The organism is Endozoicomonas sp. GU-1, from assembly GCF_027366395.1.
Taxonomy (GTDB): Bacteria; Pseudomonadota; Gammaproteobacteria; order Pseudomonadales; family Endozoicomonadaceae; genus Endozoicomonas.
Genome location: NZ_CP114771.1, coordinates 833,649 through 853,003 on the forward strand (window position 1 = coordinate 833,649; position 19,355 = coordinate 853,003).

Below are 19,355 nucleotides of genomic sequence, written 5' to 3' on the forward strand. Positions count from 1 at the left end.
CTGAGTATTATCAGTTCATTATTTTACCACTATCAAAAATTATCCTTCCATGCTCGGATTACCCTTAGAACGTCGATGGGGCTGGCACTTGAGGACGGATCCCTGTCAGAGGCGGCTTGAATAACTTCCGGTTGATCTGATCTGAGGAACGGATTTGTGTCCAATTCCTTTCTCAGGGTTGAGGGCACGGTAGGCCGGTTTTCAGAGCGTAACTCAGCAACTTGCATAACCTGTTCCTGTAGCTTCCGGTTATTTGGCTCCACTGCCCGGGCAAATTCAAGATTGGCCTGGGTGTATTCATGGGCACAGTAAATCCGTGTATGGCCGGGGAGTGAAGCCAGACGGGACAGACTGCTGTACATCTGTTCTGCCGTCCCTTCAAATAATCGGCCGCAACCACCAACAAATAGAGTGTCTCCACAAAAAAGCGCTGGATTTTCATCCTCGCCGGAATCGGTAAAGTAAGCAATATGGTCCAGTGTGTGCCCGGGAGTGGCCAGAATGGTAAACTGGCAGGAGCTGAGCTCAACCGTATCATTATCACGCAAAGGGTGCGTGATTCCCTTGATGTTCGGGTTATCAGGACCGTAAACCGGAATATTTCTGTTGCGGGTCAGTTCAGCGACCCCGCCAATATGATCAAAGTGGTGGTGGGTAATGAAAATACCCACCAGATTGAGCCCATGATGATTCAGTGCCTGTTCAACTGGCCCGGCATCACCGGGATCAACCACAAAAACATCCCGGCTATCCGGTGAATGAAATATCCAGATGTAGTTGTCATTAAATGCGGGTATCGGAGATATAATCAGCATCGCCTTGAATGTCCTTTCTTTCATCCCTGTGATCATCGTTGATACTGCTGCACAGGGAAGATCAGTTTTGAGCCGGTATGTGCTATGAGGTTGTCCGGTTGAAGATGTTATAGCCGATATCTGCTGATGTCATAGAATAATATTTTCTGTATAAACTCGATCTTAACGAGGTTAACATGAACAGACCTGATGATGAAAAGTCTCTGGGATATTTATTGGTACAATAATTTGCATGATTCGACCATTTCAGAAAAGGACCAAAAGCAGTTTCTCTGACCGTATTGGAGGCTTGCGCCGCTGGCTGGATACCGACTCAGGAAGGTTACTGGTTGACTATGAAAAAAGTCTGCTGGAACGAGAGTTAGGTACCATCTTTGGTTTCCATGCGGGGCAATACTCTGCCTCCTGGCACAAAGACCTGATGTTCAGCAGTCCGGTAAGAAGGCAGTTTATCCTCGGTTCCAGTCATCTTGCCGATTGCCCGAGGCCACAGGTGATGGCTGATCCCCATTACTGGCCAGTGTTACCGGGAAGCCTGGATCTTGTTCTGTTGCAACACACGCTGGAAATTGTGGACAGCCCGCATCGTTTGCTCAGTGAGGCGGCGAATACCATTATACCGGACGGCAAGCTGATAATTATTGGCTTCAACCCTTACAGCATGACCAATATTGCCCGGTGGTGTGTACCAGCTCAGCGTCGTCTTCTCAGGGATGCGCACTTTATTTCGCCGTCACGGTTGAAAGACTGGCTTGCCCTGCTCAATTTCAATGTGGAAAGAATCGTTCATGGTGGCTATGTTCAACCGCTGAAACGTTTCTTTACCGGTTTGCGTGGTGATCTGATTGAACAAAGGCTGGAACAACTTCAGCTGCCGGTCGGTGGTTTTTATATGATGATTGCCACCCGGGAAACCCCCGGGCTGACCCCGGTAAGAAAGGTGTGGTCCGATGTGCGCAGGCGTTTTGTCGGTCAGCCATTGACCCGCCCCAGTGCTGGTAGAAGCAGTTCCGTGAAAGTAAACAAAGACTGGAGTTCTCTTGAGTCAGACAGTTGAAATTTTTACCGATGGTGCCTGTAAAGGAAACCCCGGGCCCGGTGGCTGGGGTGTGTTGCTCCGCTACGGTACTGTAGAGAAAGAGCTCTTTGGCGGTGAACCCGAAACCACCAATAATCGGATGGAGCTTATGGCAGCGATAGAAGGGCTCAAGGCTCTGAAACGGCCCTGCTCAATAATTCTTACTACCGACTCCCAGTATGTCCGTAAAGGCATCACCGAATGGATGACCGGCTGGAAACGGAAAAACTGGAAAACAGCGGCGGGCCAGCCAGTGAAAAATCAGGATCTCTGGCAGCTGCTGGACCAACAGAATCAACGACACGATATCGATTGGCGATGGATCAAAGGCCATGCCGGTCATCGGGAAAATGAAATTGCTGACCGGCTGGCCTGTAAGGGTGCGGAAGCTTTCAAAAAGTAGACAGCCTCCTGGCCAATATTTGAGAACCGTTAACTATGCGACAGATCATTCTTGATACAGAAACCACCGGTATTGACCCTAAACAAGGGCACCGGGTTATTGAAATAGGCTGCGTGGAGATGATTGACCGAAAACTCACCGGTAACCATTACCATGTCTATATCAACCCGCAGCGGGTGGTAGAGCAGGAAGCCATCGAAGTTCACGGCATTACCAATGAGTTTCTGGCCGATAAGCCGGTGTTCAGCACCATTGCTGATGAATTTCTCGAGTTTATCCGTGGAGCTGAGCTGGTTATTCATAATGCAGCGTTTGATGTTGGTTTTATCAACCACGAGTTTTCCCTGTTACGCCGGGGTTTCCCCAATGTAGAAGGCTGTTGTGGTGTGCTTGATACTCTGGCCCTTGCCAGAAAAAAACATCCGGGCCAGAAAAATAACCTGGATGCTTTATGTAAGCGCTACTTCATTGATAACTCTTCCCGAACCCTGCATGGCGCGTTGCTGGACTCTGAGATTCTGGCAGAAGTCTACCTTGCCATGACCGGCGGGCAGACGGCTCTTTCCCTGGGCAGCAATGAGGATGGTGCTGGTGGTTCGGAAGAGGGCAGTACTATCCGGCGACTGGCTGCTGGCAGGCCTGCGCTGCGAGTCATCTCTGTCAGTGATACTGAGTTGAAAAACCATCAAAACAAGTTGGAACAGATTCAAAAACAGTCGGGTAACTGCCTGTGGCTTGCTAACGATTAGTTCATCATTTTAATGTGTCTTCAGGGTATGGAAAGGAATCAAGGAGTTTGCTTTGCCACTGGATCATGATCTTACCGATGTGATGGATGTGAACTATTCACCTTTGCAAGGCCTGCAACCTGAACTGATTGGCCAGTGCTGGCTGGTACTGTTTGAAGGGCAGGTTGTTTTAAATGACGAAAGCACCGGAGAAAACTTCCTCTGGTACAGTCTCGACAAGTTTCAGCTGGCCATCAAGCAACAGGGGATAGTCACCGGCTATCTTCATGGCAAGGCAGCAGGGATTGTTGAACTCTCAAGTCTCACTGTTGAAACAGGTACTATTAGCATCAGGTCCTTACTGTCTGGGTCAGACTCAACGGTTTACAGTTTCCTTAGCCATGGCCTGCAGATCCTGACTTCACGCAGGGAGCATGCCTTTTGTGGCTGTTGTGGTCATCAGATGCAGGAAAAAGTCGGAGAGTGGGCAATGGCTTGTGCCCAATGTGAGCACCATGCCTATCCGAGGATTTCTCCCTGTGTCATTGTCCTGGTGACCCGGGGGGATGAAATGCTTCTGGTTCGACATCATCGCCATGGTAAAGCGTCAACCATGCATACGCTGGTGGCCGGTTTTGTCGAGCCCGGGGAGAGCGCTGAAGAGGCTGTGCATCGTGAGGTACTGGAGGAAACAGGCCTCACGCTGGGCAAACTCCATTACTGTTTCAGTCAGAGCTGGCCTTTTCCCCATTCATTGATGATGGGGTTTCATGGGGAGTACAAAAGTGGTGAACTTGTCCTAGAAGAAAAGGAACTCAGCTTTGGCGGCTGGTTTCATCGGGATAATCCGCCAGAGCTGCCACCGGGATTTACTATAGCCAGAAAGCTGGTGGATTTGTTTGTTTGATATTATCCAATCATATTTAATGACTTTTAAAAATAAACCTGAAATATCTCCAACAAAGTTAATCATCAGGTGAAGCCTGTCGACCAGAAGGATCTCCGAGAATAGCGGGGGTATTTGCCTGACAAGAGTGGGTTTTCAGGCCAATTTCGATTTGTTTATCTTTACCAATTGCCGAACCTGTTACCTAAAGAGTCGAGGACCAGGCCGCCATCAGGTACCTGACCTCCCTGTGGGGTTGCAATCAGCACAAAGCCGTCGGAACAGGCGAAAACATCTCCGTTACCTCCACAGGCAGCACTGATTGAATACCAACCCTCGTCTGATATAAATGGATTGGCTCCCAGGCCAAGATTCCTTAAATCGGCGGTGTATTGATGGTTATCAAGGAAAAACTGCTCCTGTCTTCCGGCAATATCCAGCAATGCTGTCTGTCCTTCGGCACGCCGACCATTCTGGATAGCGTTTTGGTAACTTGGCACAGCAATAGAGGCCAGTATGCCAACAATAACAACGGCGATAATTAGCTCGATAAGCGTAAAGCCTGAGGCTTTTCCCATGTTATTTAACTCCTGATGTATTGCTATTGTTCTATCCAGCCACTGCGATGCATACCGACTTCATTGACAGCACCGCTGTATCCGGTATTCAAATCGATCAGGTTGCTGTCTTTACCAAGGGAGACAATAGTGGCATCACCGGGCATCCCTACAACGGAAAATAAGGAAAACCGGTCATTTATCTCTTTATCATTATCATTGTCTACGTCCCGAATCGCTGAAGCAGTGTGAATGTCCACCACATAAAAGCGACTGGAACCGATACTGGGTGTGCAGATGTTGGCCCCCGGGGCAGAGGAGGGTGCATAGGTGCTATACAGCAACTGTCCGCTGTAAACATCGCCGGTGGTGGTTGTCTTTTCCCCCGAAGCGGCAAGGTTGATATACCAGCCTTTACTACTGTCCAGTATTGACAGGCCACTAGCGGTTTGCTGATCAGTACCCTGCTGGATAAGGTTGCTGCTGGCATCGTACAAGTCGCTATGGGAAATAACGTTGGGTGGTGTTGTGCAGTCATTACAACTGCCAAAGCGGTTATAGAAAATATTGGTATCACGGATAACGTAGTAACGGTCAGTATTTGAAGTGGCCATGGGGTTGGCCCGGTTACCACTGCCCAGTACTACCGCATCATAGGCACGTCCCCGGTAAGTAGTTCTCACCAGCTCCGGTTGGTACATAAAACGACGATCGTCGAAAATATCCGGAGATGGACGTATATCTGTCTCATCTGCCCCAAGCTCTGCAAGCTTGATCATGGACCACAGGGCAGTTTCAACATCGGGAGCATTGGCATCAGGATAAGCCTTACCGATATCGATTCTGAAAACATTGCCACCGGTATCTGCAAAGTAGACCCGGTCTGTAAGGCCATCACCATTACTGTCCATGGGTGCGGGGGATGCCACCACACTCCATTTCAGATCACTGCTTTCGTACTGTATCGGGTTTGCTGTATCAATGGCGTCAGGGGCAGTAAACGATTGGATTAATGACCCTGACGAAGCGTCAACGAAGAACAGGCCCCGGCCATTTTGTGAATATTTCCTGACTTTATGAGAGTCACCCGCTGCATCGATAAAATCTTCACCCTGGCGATCATCATCATTGGTTGAGTCATAACCGGCACCAAAGGCAAGAGCATATTTATAGTTGATTGAGCTGGTCGTTACCTCGCCTTCGGTGGTCGTCACCAACTCCCGATGGCCCGGCAAAATAACAGGTACCGGTGTTGACCAGCTTTGGCCAAGCTCGGTAAATCCGGGCATGGTATGGTCAATCCGCCAAAGCAGGGTAGGAGTGCCATCCGGATTGGAAACGTCAACGGCATAGTAACTGCTGCCACCCCGGCGCATGCCGAAATAGAGGATCATTCGATCACCATCGGTATGCTTGATATTGCCGTCTTTGTTATAGTCAAGGCGGATCACGCTTATCTGGCCATCAAGCCCGTAGGGGTGGCCTGCATCATCGCGGTTTTCATAGAGCTTTGCTGTGATACCGGCGGTTTCTCCGGCAAAGAATGACCAGTTCTCAACCACGTTATTCCCCTGGTCCTCAATAAAATGCAGGACGCCATAGTTGGTGCCAAAAGCCAGTCGTATATCGGGTTTATTTTCACTGTATTCGGTGCCGTCGCCATCAGTGTCACCATAATTCAGAGTTACTGGTCTTGAATGCAGAATATCCCCCAGAACCCAATCCAGCGTATTGCCACTGCTGTCCAGTCCTTTGATCCAGTTAATCAGATCTGTAGCGGTGAAGCTCTCATTACCGCCAAGATTGAAACGGCTCGTATCAATATTATCCAGTGAGCCAATTGACTCCTGATTTTGAGCATTAACCAAATTGGTATAAAACGTCCCCCTTGAGTTTAGAAGGGTTGCCCCTAATCCCCCACTGGCCACATCACTGCCATCATCAACGGTTCCCCAGTACGAACTGCGGCCATCAGCGATCCGGTTGCTGCCATCATCCAGTGCCGCATCACATCGCCGATCAATCACGGTGCCTGGCACGTGATCTTTCAACTCTGTACAGGAGGGACTTGAGCCATCCTTATAGATTTTCAATTTTTTCAGATTGCCTTTCCATCGAGCGGAATCGGTTGGCAGGAACATGGCATAGTAAGCATTATCCAGCGACTCTGTTCGCTTGAATGTATTTACGGCAACTGCTGGAGAAACGAAGGTACTGGTTTGCTGGAGAATTTCCCCCAGGGCACCCTGGAATGCTGAAGCGATATCATTGACTACCACACATCCGGTGTCAGAGTCCGTATTGCTGCCAACGGTTGTATAGCAGACACCGTTTCCTTTATCCGCCGTGTCGTATAACAGTGGCTGATCGGTGGCAAAACCGATGGTGTAGGTAAATGCTTTTTGATTACCGGTGTCAATGTCACCATCAAGTCCGCCAGGGCCCGGGTTAGCAAGATATTCGGCAAGCTTTGGCAGACAATTTTCACTTGTTCCATTGTTGTTATCAGCATAATTATCGCAGCTGGTAATGGGTGTCAGCCCATCGATCAGCAGCCGGGTATCAGACTTGACTGTTGTATTTACGGTAGATTCACTACTCGGCTCCCCATCGGTTACATAGATGATGTACAGGTTTTGGCAGGGTTTAACCACAGGAACATCACCATAATCACTGGTGGTTTTGTATTGGCTTCCCAGAATTTGTTCGACACTGGTATCGCGGCTATTGGTCAGTTGTGCCCGATATAATTCCCGACCCATAAAAAAGTTAAGCACTTCGTAGTAGGCACCACAAAGAGGCGTTCCACCTTCCGGGTTAATAGAATTCAGGTCGTTTAGAATATTGCTGCTATCCGGACTTATTCGATGTCTGATATAGCCCCCCCGGCCTCTATTATCGCCATTCAGAAAAGCAGCCAGGCCAAAGTCAACTTCGGGGTTATTATTGATAAGATCGGTAATTGCGTTAACTGCCAGGTTGATTCGGGTACCAGAAGGTTGGAACTCGGTCTGATTGTACCAGTTAAGGTAATTACCAGGGCAGGTTGCACCAACAACTGTTCCGAAAAAATAAACTGGCGTACATGGGCTACCATCAACTAGTAATTCGTAATTCCAATAAATGGTGTAGCTGTTATTGGACGACCGGTCGCCACCATAAGTAATTGATGGGTTGTAGGGGCGTTTGGGAATGGATGGGGCATTATTGTTCATGCTTCCAGATGAATCCAGCAAGATCATCACCTGGGGCCTGGCATTATTGTTAATATTGGCACCAGTAAACAGTTCCGTATCGTCAGCATGGGCAACAAGTTGACACTGTAAAAGTACAGCGATCACTACCGCAGATTTAACACCTTGTAAAATCACTTTATGCCACATTATACGACCACATTTGTTATTCATGTTAATGCTGAAACCAGAACTTCCTGATACGGTCCCTGACTGTTTCTATGGGCTTGCCGCTGTCACTGTACTGCCAACCTTGACACTCCGGTCCCCGGTTGCTGACCCACCCTGTTCACCCAACATCACTTTATAGGTGTTCATGGCCAGGGAGGTCGCTATGCCTGACTGTGCACTGTTCGTTTGAATCTGGTAAAACTCAACGCTGTACTTACCAACGCCACTGGCATTCTCGCTGCGGGGTAACGTCTGGCTGGAAGCCTGATAGTGAATGCTGGGGCTGGGCGCTGTATTGTTGGTGCCACAGGTATGTGCCACTTGCTGTGCCTGGTCCATGGTATCGTCAGGGTCGTATGGGTTATAGGGAGCCTGGTCCGCCCCACAGATGCCCCGGTCAAAACTGTCCATGCCCATAATCGCAATCTGGTTGAGCGTTGCCTGTGCCTGGTTGAACGTAATCAGCTTTATTTCCGCATTGGCGATCATGCGCGGTGACCGGCTGGACTGGTTAACCAGTGTGACAGCAATAGTGGTCAGCATCATTAGAAACAACAGGGAAACCATCAGAATCATACCGCCCTGTTTTGCTTTGAACTGTGTCATCCCCGGTCACCGATAGGTCTGGTTGTAGAGAAAGATGGTGGTACTGGCTAAACGACGATTGCGGTTATCGCCATTGGGCTGAACAGTAATGTCGCCCATCTGGTAGGTGCGAAAATCTTCAAAGCCATTGATTTGATCGGTAGTGGCCAGCAGGTAAAGTTTGATGCTTTGTACGTCATTCCATTGTTGTTCTGTCCAGTTATTAGTGTTGGCTGGTGTTCCCTGATAGCGGTTTACCTGACCATCGCCATTATCATCAATGCCCAGAAATACCCGCATGGCTTCGATATTGTTGGCCAGTGTGGTTTCAACCAGGGCGTCATTGACAAGACGGGTCAGCCTCAGCTGATTATCCCGAAGATAAAACAGGCTGAACTGATATTCCCGAATCTCCTGGTCAGCGGAAATTAATGGCGCATTGGCAGAACGGAAAAGGTGGCCTTCCTGAGTATTGGCGACCAGGTAGTTAGTGTCTGCCACTGGATTGGTCACCACTTCGCCAATTGCTCCCCGGAACAGCAGCCAGTCAGAAGGCAGGCCATCATTGGCGGTATAATCTCCGGGCTGCCCGGCAGCGCAGCCGAAAATATCGTTACTGGCCCGTCCGGCCATAAATGCGGGGGAAGGGGTCAGGGCTGCAGCGATGCCAGTGCAATCATCGCTAACCGCCAGGCCATTTTGATTGATGCTCTCTGGCGGCAAGCCATTGATATAACCTGCAGAGCGAAGGTCGCGGGAGATGATGGCCAGTGCTGTGCGGGCATTATCATTGAGAGTAATCATGGCACTGCTGTCACGCTGGGCGGTAAAGGTGTTGAGATAGAGAACGGCCACACCAGCCAGCAGAAATAGCGAAAGGGTGACAGCGACCATCAGTTCAACCAGGGTAAACCCCTGTTGTCTTTATCACTGGCAATGGCCCGCGGGTTTTTTATCATGACTTTGCTCACATCCATGTACTGCACCTAACCGATGGTGGTTTGTATCATCATGACCCGACGAAGATCATTATCCACTGTGGAGCGATAGCCTGCATCTGCGTCTCCGCAGGTAACCGCTGCCCTGGTATCGGGGCGGGTAAATTTCCCCGCCAGACAATCGTCAGGGTCACGTCGGTATTATTGATGTTGATGCATGCTCTTGGTGAAATGAGACCACCCGCGCCTGTGTTTGCAGCAGTTTGCACCTCATTACCAAAGAGAGCCGCCCCCCATTGCCAGAGGTCAAAGGCGGCTGTTTGCGCGGGTGTACAGTTAGAATTCGCCCCGTCGCACAGGGTTGCTGGCAGGGCTGGTGCGGCAGCAATATCGCCGTTGTAGCTGGCCAGCCCGGAATTATTGGCATTAATACGGGCTAACAGATCCTCAGCCAGTTGTAAGGCAATGGATCGTTGTTGTACTTCAACGATATTCTTTCGGGACTCAACCACCAGACCGGCAATGCCTAACAATCCCACTGATATGATGATCATGGCCACCAGCACTTCAATCATGGTAAAGCCGTTATTTCTGTTCATCACTTGTTTCCTGGGCATTGCCGGTATCTGTCTCAAGCTGTTCCTGAACCTTTCCAGTTATCAATAGTGATGTAGCGCCACCACCATCAATACTCAATGTTGCAGTATGAGAAGCTTTGGCATCATTGATAACAACATTGGCTCCGGTGAAAAGCCCCCGTGCATCAAAACTGAACTGTGCGGCAGTCGAATTGATTGCGGTACCGGAAAGGGGAGGGAGTTGCAGTATGGTGGCACCATTGGCGGTCACCCTGCCATTGTTGCCTGCCCAGCCATTATCCGGTGAGATAATAACATCAGTACCACGGGTGATCGCTTCTGAGCGAGCAAATGCCAGGATACTCTGTATCTCTTCGGCGTGGCTGCGGACTCGGTTATTGGCAATACTCTCGGTAAGGGAGGGGTAGGCAATAGACGACAGAATACTTAGAACGGTCAGGGTGATGATCAATTCTACCAAAGTAAAGCCAGCAGAATTTTCAGGTATGAACTCTCTTATCTTTTCATCCATTTTTTTCATCGATGGTGCTGATGGCGTTATTGTTATTATTAAAAGTCAGTGATTGTATATCTTTTCTCACCTGATTTCTCACGTCATTCGAGATAAGCGGTAGCTATTTTTGGATAAATGGCAATGAATTTCCCGATATGAGAGGGTTTCGACAATAAAAAAAGCCAGCTCTGAAGTTATCCAGGGCTGGCTTTTTGGGATGATCTATCAGGGGACAGCTTTTTTTCACAAACAGTTAACAGATAGTCGTCTATTAGTTAGGGAAATAGGCACCAAGCTTGGTAGCCAGCATCATGTTTCCTTCAGCACGCAACTTACCCATCATAAATGCCTGCATGCCATCAATTTCTCCGGACATCACACCAGACATGGTTTCACTGTCCATAATCAGTGTTACGCTTGGGTCGTCATGGGTGCCAGCAACGATATCCAGAGCCCCATCTTTAATGATCAGGTGGTAGGCATCAGCATCTTCGATATCAAACTGGAAAATCTCATCGACGCCTGCAGCTGCATCGGTATTAAAGCGGCTTTTCATGGACTCAATGATTTCGGCAGGAGTGCTCATATTTTCTTTATCCTTCTTCTTAACATTAAGCATTTCTGGTTAGACAAAACCGATGTTATGAGTATTTACCGAATGTGTCAATGAAATTCAAACGCTTGTATGAATCTCTGACAGTAACAATTTCCGGCACCCATCACTTTTTTATAGTCCCCGCCAATGATAAATCAGTTATCATATAGGCCATTTTGATATTGGAACTCACAAGCCTTTCTAAGGAGGTCCCTTTGGAGTATCTGGCAGACTTTATTTTGTTTTTGGCCAAAACGTTTACCCTGATTGGTGGTGTGGTGATTTTAGTGGCTCTGGTGACAGCTATAAGCCAGAAAGCCAGAAAAATGCACAAGGGACATCTTGAGATTACTCGTCTTAATGAACACTACGAGCACCTTCAGGCGGATTTGAAACATGCCTTGCTGGATAAGGCTGAGCTGAAAAAAGAAGCCAAAGAGCAGAAGGAAAAGGCCAAGCTGGAGAAAAAAGCCAAAAAGAATAAAGAGTGTGAGGAAGAGGGTAAACCAAGAGTTTTCATACTGGATTTTCATGGCGATATTAAAGCCTCAGCGGTCAAATCGCTGAGGGAAGAGATTACGGCGGTTCTTTCTCTGGCAGATAAAGAGCGGGACGAAGTGGTGATCCGGCTGGAAAGTGGTGGCGGTCTGGTTCATTCCTATGGTTTGGCTGCATCCCAGCTGAAGCGAATCCGCGATAAAGGAATTAAGTTGACGGTCACCGTCGATAAAGTGGCTGCCAGTGGTGGCTATATGATGGCCTGTGTTGCCAATCATATTGTTGCAGCACCTTTTGCAGTACTGGGCTCTATTGGCGTAATGGCACAGTTGCCCAATGTTCACCGTCTTTTGAAAAAGCATGATGTGGATATCGAGTTACACACTGCCGGTGAGTTCAAGCGTACTTTGACCGTTCTTGGGCAAAATACCGAAAAAGGACGGCAGAAATTTATCCAGGATATGGAAGATACACATCTGCTATTCAAGGATTTTGTCAAGACCGAGCGGGAAATTGTTGATATTGATCAGGTTTCAACCGGTGAAATCTGGTATGGTCAGAAAGCCCTGACGCTTAACCTTATTGATGAGATCAGCACCAGTGATGAGTATATCTACCGGAGGGTCGATGAGGCTGTTCTGGTACAGGTTGAGTATGCGATGAAAAAAGGCGTTGCCGACAAACTGGGGATGGCGGCTGAGTCAGCCCTGGATAACACCTTGATGAAGTGGTGGGGACGGTTTAACACCAGTCGCTTCTTTTCTTAGCAGTACCTGGGAGGCTGACCGAGAATAGACTGCCCTACGCGGCAACTACTCCTGCGTTGCCCTAGCTCCTGCATCCATGCAGTCGTGCGGTGGCAGCAAATTGGTCTAAAAATCCGCTTTTGTTCGGCAAATAGCCCCGCTATTCATCTCACAAAACCGAATTTTTATCCTCAATTTTCTGCCATCCTCGCTAAGGGCGCTATTCTCGGTCAGCCTCCTATTTCTTCAGGGATTCATCATTTTTGTTCTTATCTGCGCTGATTAAATTTGAACTATAGATCTAAATAGCTGTCAAATGCTCTATCAGTTATTCAAATGGACAATAATAATGAACCCTGTTGGAGCATCAGTAGCGACTGGTTACCATCATAATCAGTCGCATAATGACAATAATGTCGTTGAGACTAAGCATTGGACGCAGTCCAGAACCGTTCGGGCAGTTGCCGGGGTGGCCGTTTTAGCTTTAGGAGGGCTTGCGGGCCTGGCTGTTTCTTTGTTTGCCAGTCCCCTGGCTGCGATTATTGCCGCTGGTGCTGTAACTGCTGTACTTGGGGTGTGTATCATTGGGTATTTTTACCACCATAGGGGTGGAAACAGCACAACGACACCACCTGATATACAGTCGCCAGAGCCCATCTCAGCGGATACGGTTAGTCCTGAAGCTCCCATTCAACCATCTCCATCCACTGCTTCATATATTCCACCATCGTCACCGCCGCCATCCACTGCTTCGTATGTTCCACCATCGGCAGCGACCCCATCCACTGCTCCTTATGTAGACCCGCCAAGGTTTGCAAATTATGCTTCTTATGTGCCATCGGCACCACCTCCATACTCCGCCTTTGCTGAGCCTCCTGCTTCAGCAGGGACTTCGGCCGCGCATGTGCCTCCAGTAACATCAAATCCCCTTCCTGCCGAGCCTCCCCCGGCCTACACGCCACTACCGGGATTCGTTGTAGCAGACCCTTTTGAGCCGCCACCAGCTTATGAAATAGTGGGGCCAGAGGAATTTATACAGATGCAGGAAACAGATGTGGATGCTTTGTTGAGGCAGCATGGGGAAACTATTTATCGAAGTAGTCGAGACGGTAATTGCCTGTACGATTCAGCTGCCCACCAATGCCCGGAAATAGCCAGAGATGCAGCAGATCTTCGTCAACAGGTTGCCCGTTTTGCAAGAGAATGGCAGCAGCTTTATCCAGATGGCAACAGCCATTTTTCACCCATCGAGGCACGAGCTTATGCGCGATTACAAGGTGATGTTGGTTATAACGCTGGCAATACCTCCATAACTAATGGACTTGACGAAATAGCCGCTCCGGGATGTTTTTCAGACCATATAGATACTTTTTTCCTGGCACAGGTTGCCAAAATGCCAGTCATTGTCATAGATATTAATAACAATGTGACTCTTGCTGTCGATGAACATGGTCGATCCATTGATGGGCTTGATGCCTATGACAGTAGCCTGGTTCCCCAAAGAAAAATCCTCCTGGTGATTGATGGCCCACACTTTATGGGACGGCAGATGGCGCAGAATTAATTATTCTGCTCCATATCTGTCTTAATCCCTTCTCAAGCGTTCTGACAGGGCAATAGGGGATTCAAAGCGGAATACGACGATGTAGGAAGATACCAGCAGTGAGAGTATCGCTGTTGCCTGGATAATATGCGCTGAAATCTCACCAATCAGATTCTGTCCGCTGGCAAAAGCCGCTATCAATATTGAAAACTCACTTGTCTGACCTAATCGAAAGCCGACTTCCCAGGCTGTGGACCGATTTTCACTGACTTTGCGCAGCAGAAAACCAAAAACCACCGGCTTGATCAGGATAACAGCCCCGGTCATCACCGTTGCCGGGAAAAGTACCTGGCCAACCAAATCAAGATTGAAGCTGGCCCCGATAGAAAAAAAGAACAGCACCAGGAAAAAATCCCGTAACGGTTTAAGGTTGATGGCTATATATTGAGCGATTGGACTGGTGGCAATACTGATACCGGCAATAAAAGCACCAATTTCATAGGAGAGGTTCAGGCTATGAGCTAACTCCGCAAAGCCAAGACACCAGCCCAGGGCCATCAAAAACAGATATTCATGAAAGCGGTCAAAGCGGACCATCAATGGCAGCAGCAGGTATTTGACCAGCGTAATAGCGGTGAAGATCAAGGCTGGCAGGGCAATGAAGGCCATGATCAGTTCGTTGTAGTTAGTACTATGCGACGGATTCAGGTTATAAAGCAGCAGGAGTGCAATAATGGCCATCAAATCCTGCAGAAGCAGCAGGCTGACCATGATCTCACCGGTATGTCTATGATGCAGCACAGTGGTTGGCAAAAGTTTAATGCCGATGATCGTGCTGGAAAACATCATGGTTGCTCCAATGATGATCGCCTCGTTCTGGGGCAGACCAAATGTCAGCCCGAGTCCATAGCCCGTCAAGGCAAAGAGAAATGAGCTCAGTAAGCCAACGGTAGCCGTTTTCCTGAGCAGATGGGCAAGGTGACTTGGTTGCATGTCCAGCCCGAGAAGGAACAGCAAAAAGATGATGCCAACATGGGCAATATCATTGAGGAGATTGGTGTCATTAACCACTTCCAGTCCAAACGGACCGAGTATGGCTCCGAGGGCTATATAGGCTACCAGCAGGGGCTGACGGGTGAACAGAGCTCCGGTAGCGAGGATCGCTGCCCCGGTGAAAATTAGAAAAAAAGAGAAGAGCAGGGAACCGCTTTCCATCATTCTGGCTCATTCTTGGATTATTTATGGAAAGGACAGTATAACCAACAGTTTGGTTTTCGTGCAGAAGAAGGGAAAAATCTCTTCCAAATAAGGAAGAGATTCCAAACTTTGGTTAGAGCTGATGCCTCAACCGATACACAGGGGGTAATTTATCGGCAGCGGTTTGATAGTTCGTACTAAATGTGGTCAGAGCGGCCAGGGCGTAATCCGGATTCTGATCTTCCCTTAATCTGAAACTACTGAATCCACAGCGCTTGAGGTAATAGAGCTGATCCACAAGAATGTCGCCTATGGCTCTAATGTCCCCTCGGTAATCAAAGCGTTCCCGAAGCAAACGGGCCAGAGAGTAGCCACGACCATCCATAAAACGAGGAAAGTTAACGGCGATGACTTCAAACTGGTTCAGGGCATTGGCCACCGTTTCAGGTTCGTCGTCACTGTCAAACCAGATGCCAACCTGACCTTTATGCAGGCCATTGGCTTTCACAGCCTGATCAATTGACGACACATGGAAGAGCACATTGCCATCAGGTAATACGGGCTCTTCCGGATCCTGCAGCAGAATCTGAAAGTCATCATGACTGATTAGCTGATCCTTAAGCAGCTTTGGCATAAACCTTCTCCTTAAATGGCTGCACACCAACCCGTCGACAGGTATCGATAAAACGCTCTTCCGGAGTGCGGAGTTCGACGTAGGTTTTCAGGATTTTATCAATGATGTCCGGCACTTCATCCATTTTGAAGGAGGGTCCAAGGATCTTGCCCAGAGAAGCGTCATGCCCGGATGCACCACCGACCTGAACCTGGTAATACTCTTCACCTTTACGATCAACACCGAGAATGCCGATATGACCGACATGGTGATGACCACAGGCGTTCATACAACCGGAAATGTTCAAATCCAGTTCGCCAATATCATGGAGAAAGTCCATATCATCAAACCGTCGCTGAATGCTTTCTGCCAACGGAATGGAGCGGGCATTAGCCAGTGCACAGAAGTCGCCTCCCGGGCAGCAGATCATATCGGTCAGCAGCCCCTGGTTGGGTGTGGCCAGGTTCAGTGGTTTCAGTGTCAGCCAGAGTTCATGAAGTCGGCTTTGGGGGACATCGGCAAAAATCAGATTCTGCTCGTGGCTCACTCTGAGCTCGCCAAAGCTGAACTGATCAGCAAGGTCTGAGATAGCTTCCAGTTGCTCGGCACTGGCATCTCCCGGAGCATCAGCCGTTGCCTTCAGAGTCAGGGTGACAGCACTATACCCCGGCTTTTTATGGGGATGGACATTTCGTCTGAGCCACAGTTGAAAATCCGGTTCGGCGGCTAAAGCCAGATCAGTCAAGTCGATATTGGTCAGCTTGTCGTAGTCAGGCTCAGTAAAAAAAGATTGAACCCGATCAATCTCCTGTTGGGGAAGCCTGGCGTCTGTTTCTTTCAGGTGAGACCACTCAGTTTCAACCTGCTTGGCAAAAACCTCAGGTGTCAGCGCCTTCACCAGAATTTTGATTCGGGCCTTGTACTTGTTATCCCGCCGTCCATAACGGTTATAAACTCTCAGTACGGCATCCAGATAACTCAGGAGGTGCTCTGGCTCAAGGGATGGTTTGATAACGGAACCCACCATGGGTGTCTCCCAAGACCGCCACCAGCCAGGATTTTAAATCGAACATCATTATTTTCATTTAAGAAAGCATGAATGCCGATATCATGCACCTGTGTTGCTGCCCGATCCTGTTCACTGCCACAAACCGCTATCTTGAATTTTCTGGGCAGATAAGCGAACTCGGGATGGAAAGTGGACCATTGCCGGATAATTTCACACCAGGGGCGGGGATCAATAATCTCATCGTGCGCTACACCAGCAAACTGGTCTGTTGTGGTATTGCGGATACAGTTGCCGCTGGTCTGAATAGCATGCATTTCGACAGAGGCCAGTTCTTCCAGAATTTCCGGTACTTCTTCCAGCCTTGGCCAGTTCAACTGAAGGTTCTGCCGGGTGGTAAAGTGGACATACCCTTTATCGTAACGTCTGGCAATGTAGGCCAGTTTACGCATCTGTGTACTGCTCACCATGCCATAGGGAATCGCAATGCGCAGCATGGGGGCAAAGCGCTGTACATAAAGCCCATTCTGAAGACGAAGAGGCAGGAATTCATCTTCTGGCAACTCACCAGCGAGAAAACGACGAGTCTGGTCCCTGAACTGCAGGACTCTCTCATCGACTATCTGCTGGTCGTAATCATCGTATTTATACATGAATTGTTCGTCTGATTAGCCACATCCAGGGAACAGGTCAGAAACCTGGGACAGAGGAAGAATACTGACTTTTATTTATAAGTAAAACTATTATTTATTAATAAAAGTAGGCTAAAAAGTAATAAATCAAAGGGGTGCAATAAGTTGATGGTTGGTCAGGGTTTCGCTAATTTAAATGAGTTGGGGCGATATGTGCCCTTTTTGACAGTATCAAGGAGATAAATAATGAAAGACAGTACAATTGATGCCATTGCGGCTGTTGCATTGATAATGCTGGTTGTTGCGACGGCGGTATACTGGGTCAGTTCTCAGTAAAAGCTTAAGTGTTTTGAGTGACGACATGCACCACAAATAAAAGTATCAAAACAAACAGTACGGTTCCGGCGATACCAGCGATGATGTAGTGCGCTGGCTTTCCCTGCTGGAAATCCCTTTCCAGATTCGCCCTTTTCTGAACACCGAATGCAGCAGACAGCGCACTCAACACCACTGATTTAATGCCTGTTCCTTTTCTTTCTGACATCAGCCAACTCTCTTTATCAACTGTTAACATATTATGATCTTGTTATTTCAGTTGGCCAACTACTTAAGACTAATTGAGGACGATAACCCTGATCCGGTAATGGGTATCTCTGGCTGCAAAGTAGCCGATCCAGCTATCGTTATCAGCGTCTGTCCATGATACCAGTTGATCAGCCAGCATTTGGGTACCTCTGGCCCCCATATCCTTGACATAGGGCAGTAACACATAAGCCATTGCACCGAGAACCAGGCCATTGGTTGCGGATGTCACTGCTCTTTGCAAGGCAATATTCAAACCACCGGTAGTGTAATGATTCAACACCCCATTCATGGCGTAATAGGTTGCTATCGGGAGAATGGTTGCTGCTGCTACAGGAACTACATAGCCTCTGATGTTTTCGGGCAGAGGGATCAGTTGATACCCTGATGAAGTTATCGCCTCCGCCCGCTCTCCAATAGAGATTATCTGGTGCTGCAGGTTGGCGAGCAGGCTTGTGTCGTCTGAATCTGAAAGGCTCAGGCGTTCATCCTGGCCTGCAGGTATCATTTCATTTAACTGGTAAAAACGATACCCGATTTCCAGCAACCCGGCTCCTGAGGCAAGAGCGTAAGCTGACGTTGCATCCCACCCCCTGCCTTTAAAGTACGTCATATAGCCATTGTGAATGGTGTATTGAATACTGGTCTTTATCGAGTTGTTAAAATCACCGGCAAGCTCAGGCAAATGGTCAAAGCCCAGATCTCTTCGGATTAAAGACAACGCACCTCCGGGAACGTTGCCAATCATATTCAGGCCATACCCGACCATCAGCATGGCGATACCATCAATGGTTTCATCATTCAGGCTGTGGAGCATGGGCCATTTCCCAAGGACCTGATGCAAGCGACCTTCGTTGTGTAGCGTCTTCAGTGAACTGCCAACAACGGAAGACATGCAGTTAAGCATTCGATTGGTGGGTGTTGTCCTCATGAATAGTCTGAACGTTTCTATCCTGCTTGTCTCAATTACGTTTTTTTCAATTTTCCCGGTGTTTACTGCCGCCGCTGCTGGTCTGTGCAGGTCGCCGGTCACCTTTTCGCCATGATTTGCCAGTAATGAATAGGCGGTAAAGCCTTCAACAAAATCCGCAGCGCACTGGGCAAAAAGAGAGTCAGTATCCGTAAACACCTGATTCTGGACAAGGTTCCGGATTGAATGAATAACATCAATACCCAGAAGTAAATAATTCCAGCGTAAAAGATTTTGCCAGAATGAGTGTGGCTGCCAGGTTACCATGTTCATGGCAATAATGGGGACCACCTGAGGAACAAAAGCACCCACAGCGGCTACCCTGGACAGGTTCTCCTCTTTCTCAAGTATGATTTTTACTTTTTTACCCACCATTTCATCCGTGGTATTCAGTGTCAGATGAATAAAGCGGTCATTATTGGCACGCTGGATTTTCCCATTATCAACAACAGAAGCTTGCTTGTCATGCCAATACATTGTGTTGGAC

19 protein-coding genes and 2 pseudogenes are annotated in these 19,355 nt (G+C 48.5%); 6 read left to right on the plus strand and 15 right to left on the minus strand.

Translation table 11 applies throughout. The annotated features are described in order from the left end of the window. Positions 1–32: 32 nt before the first annotated feature. Entirely contained in the window at positions 33–815 is a 783-nt protein-coding gene (gene gloB, locus O3276_RS03135) for a hydroxyacylglutathione hydrolase (protein WP_269674336.1), read from the minus strand. 232 nt (positions 816–1,047) lie between these two features. Between gloB and O3276_RS03140 the strand changes: the two genes are divergently transcribed. From O3276_RS03140 to nudC, 4 genes are read left to right on the plus strand one after another with little or no spacing between them, the layout of a single operon-like run. Next, positions 1,048–1,872 (plus strand): methyltransferase domain-containing protein, encoded by an 825-nt coding sequence (locus O3276_RS03140; RefSeq protein ID WP_269674337.1) that lies wholly within the window; start codon positions 1,048–1,050, stop codon positions 1,870–1,872. Then, positions 1,856–2,296 carry a ribonuclease HI gene (gene rnhA, locus O3276_RS03145; protein WP_101745800.1) on the plus strand — a complete coding sequence of 147 codons (441 nt, stop codon included), beginning with the start codon at positions 1,856–1,858 and terminating at the stop codon, positions 2,294–2,296. The genes O3276_RS03140 and rnhA overlap by 17 nt, the downstream gene beginning before the upstream one ends. Before the next feature lie 35 nt (positions 2,297–2,331). Beyond that, the gene (gene dnaQ / locus O3276_RS03150; protein ID WP_269674338.1) at positions 2,332–3,045 is read left to right on the plus strand and encodes a DNA polymerase III subunit epsilon; all 714 of its coding nucleotides are present in this window, start codon (positions 2,332–2,334) and stop codon (positions 3,043–3,045) included. A 52-nt stretch (positions 3,046–3,097) separates the two neighbouring features. Next, on the plus strand, positions 3,098–3,931 hold the full coding sequence (gene nudC / locus O3276_RS03155) for an NAD(+) diphosphatase (RefSeq protein WP_269674339.1): 834 nt from the start codon (positions 3,098–3,100) through the stop codon (positions 3,929–3,931). 161 nt (positions 3,932–4,092) lie between these two features. On the opposite strand, the gene O3276_RS03160 is transcribed toward nudC, so the two are convergent. From O3276_RS03160 to O3276_RS03190, 8 genes and pseudogenes are all read right to left on the minus strand, one after another. Further along, entirely contained in the window at positions 4,093–4,488 is a 396-nt protein-coding gene (locus O3276_RS03160) for a type IV pilin protein (protein WP_101745803.1), read from the minus strand. A gap of 23 nt (positions 4,489–4,511) precedes the next feature. Beyond that, positions 4,512–7,850, minus strand: coding sequence for a pilus assembly protein (locus O3276_RS03165; RefSeq protein ID WP_269674340.1), 3,339 nt, complete (start codon positions 7,848–7,850; stop codon positions 4,512–4,514). A 69-nt stretch (positions 7,851–7,919) separates the two neighbouring features. Next, entirely contained in the window at positions 7,920–8,477 is a 558-nt protein-coding gene (locus O3276_RS03170) for a pilus assembly PilX N-terminal domain-containing protein (protein WP_269674341.1), read from the minus strand. 6 nt (positions 8,478–8,483) lie between these two features. Beyond that, positions 8,484–9,260 (minus strand): PilW family protein, encoded by a 777-nt coding sequence (locus O3276_RS03175; RefSeq protein WP_332328241.1) that lies wholly within the window; start codon positions 9,258–9,260, stop codon positions 8,484–8,486. A gap of 54 nt (positions 9,261–9,314) precedes the next feature. Continuing rightward, a pseudogene (locus O3276_RS25415) lies at positions 9,315–9,371 on the minus strand (prepilin-type N-terminal cleavage/methylation domain-containing protein); the annotation flags it as partial. Between the two features lie 94 nt (positions 9,372–9,465). After that, entirely contained in the window at positions 9,466–9,993 is a 528-nt protein-coding gene (gene pilV / locus O3276_RS03180; protein ID WP_269674343.1) for a type IV pilus modification protein PilV, read from the minus strand. Then, positions 9,980–10,513: a GspH/FimT family pseudopilin gene (locus O3276_RS03185; protein WP_269674344.1), complete on the minus strand. Its 534-nt coding sequence runs from the start codon at positions 10,511–10,513 to the stop codon at positions 9,980–9,982. The genes pilV and O3276_RS03185 overlap by 14 nt, the downstream gene beginning before the upstream one ends. Before the next feature lie 244 nt (positions 10,514–10,757). Continuing rightward, positions 10,758–11,072, minus strand: coding sequence for an SCP2 sterol-binding domain-containing protein (locus O3276_RS03190; protein ID WP_101745809.1), 315 nt, complete (start codon positions 11,070–11,072; stop codon positions 10,758–10,760). A 224-nt stretch (positions 11,073–11,296) separates the two neighbouring features. Between O3276_RS03190 and sohB the strand changes: the two genes are divergently transcribed. After that, complete coding sequence (gene sohB / locus O3276_RS03195) at positions 11,297–12,346, plus strand: protease SohB (protein ID WP_269674345.1); 1,050 nt, start codon at positions 11,297–11,299, stop codon at positions 12,344–12,346. Positions 12,347–12,996: 650 nt separating this feature from the next. Here sohB and O3276_RS03200 read toward each other — a convergent pair. Further along, positions 12,997–13,245, minus strand: coding sequence for a hypothetical protein (locus tag O3276_RS03200; protein WP_269674346.1), 249 nt, complete (start codon positions 13,243–13,245; stop codon positions 12,997–12,999). Between the two features lie 119 nt (positions 13,246–13,364). Between O3276_RS03200 and O3276_RS03205 the strand changes: the two genes are divergently transcribed. Beyond that, the gene (locus O3276_RS03205; protein WP_269674347.1) at positions 13,365–13,889 is read left to right on the plus strand and encodes an OTU domain-containing protein; all 525 of its coding nucleotides are present in this window, start codon (positions 13,365–13,367) and stop codon (positions 13,887–13,889) included. Between the two features lie 21 nt (positions 13,890–13,910). Here O3276_RS03205 and O3276_RS03210 read toward each other — a convergent pair whose 3' ends face one another. From O3276_RS03210 to O3276_RS03230, 5 genes and pseudogenes are all read right to left on the minus strand, one after another. Continuing rightward, complete coding sequence (locus O3276_RS03210; protein WP_269675927.1) at positions 13,911–15,083, minus strand: cation:proton antiporter domain-containing protein; 1,173 nt, start codon at positions 15,081–15,083, stop codon at positions 13,911–13,913. Between the two features lie 115 nt (positions 15,084–15,198). After that, positions 15,199–15,699 (minus strand): DUF934 domain-containing protein, encoded by a 501-nt coding sequence (locus tag O3276_RS03215; RefSeq protein WP_269674348.1) that lies wholly within the window; start codon positions 15,697–15,699, stop codon positions 15,199–15,201. After that, positions 15,683–17,337 (minus strand): annotated as a pseudogene (locus tag O3276_RS03220) (nitrite/sulfite reductase). The gene O3276_RS03215 and the pseudogene O3276_RS03220 overlap by 17 nt, the downstream one beginning before the upstream one ends. 319 nt (positions 17,338–17,656) lie before the next feature. Then, positions 17,657–17,860: a DUF2970 domain-containing protein gene (locus tag O3276_RS03225; protein WP_269674349.1), complete on the minus strand. Its 204-nt coding sequence runs from the start codon at positions 17,858–17,860 to the stop codon at positions 17,657–17,659. Between the two features lie 69 nt (positions 17,861–17,929). Beyond that, positions 17,930–19,345 carry a hypothetical protein gene (locus tag O3276_RS03230; RefSeq protein ID WP_269674350.1) on the minus strand — a complete coding sequence of 472 codons (1,416 nt, stop codon included), beginning with the start codon at positions 19,343–19,345 and terminating at the stop codon, positions 17,930–17,932. Positions 19,346–19,355 lie beyond the last annotated feature (10 nt).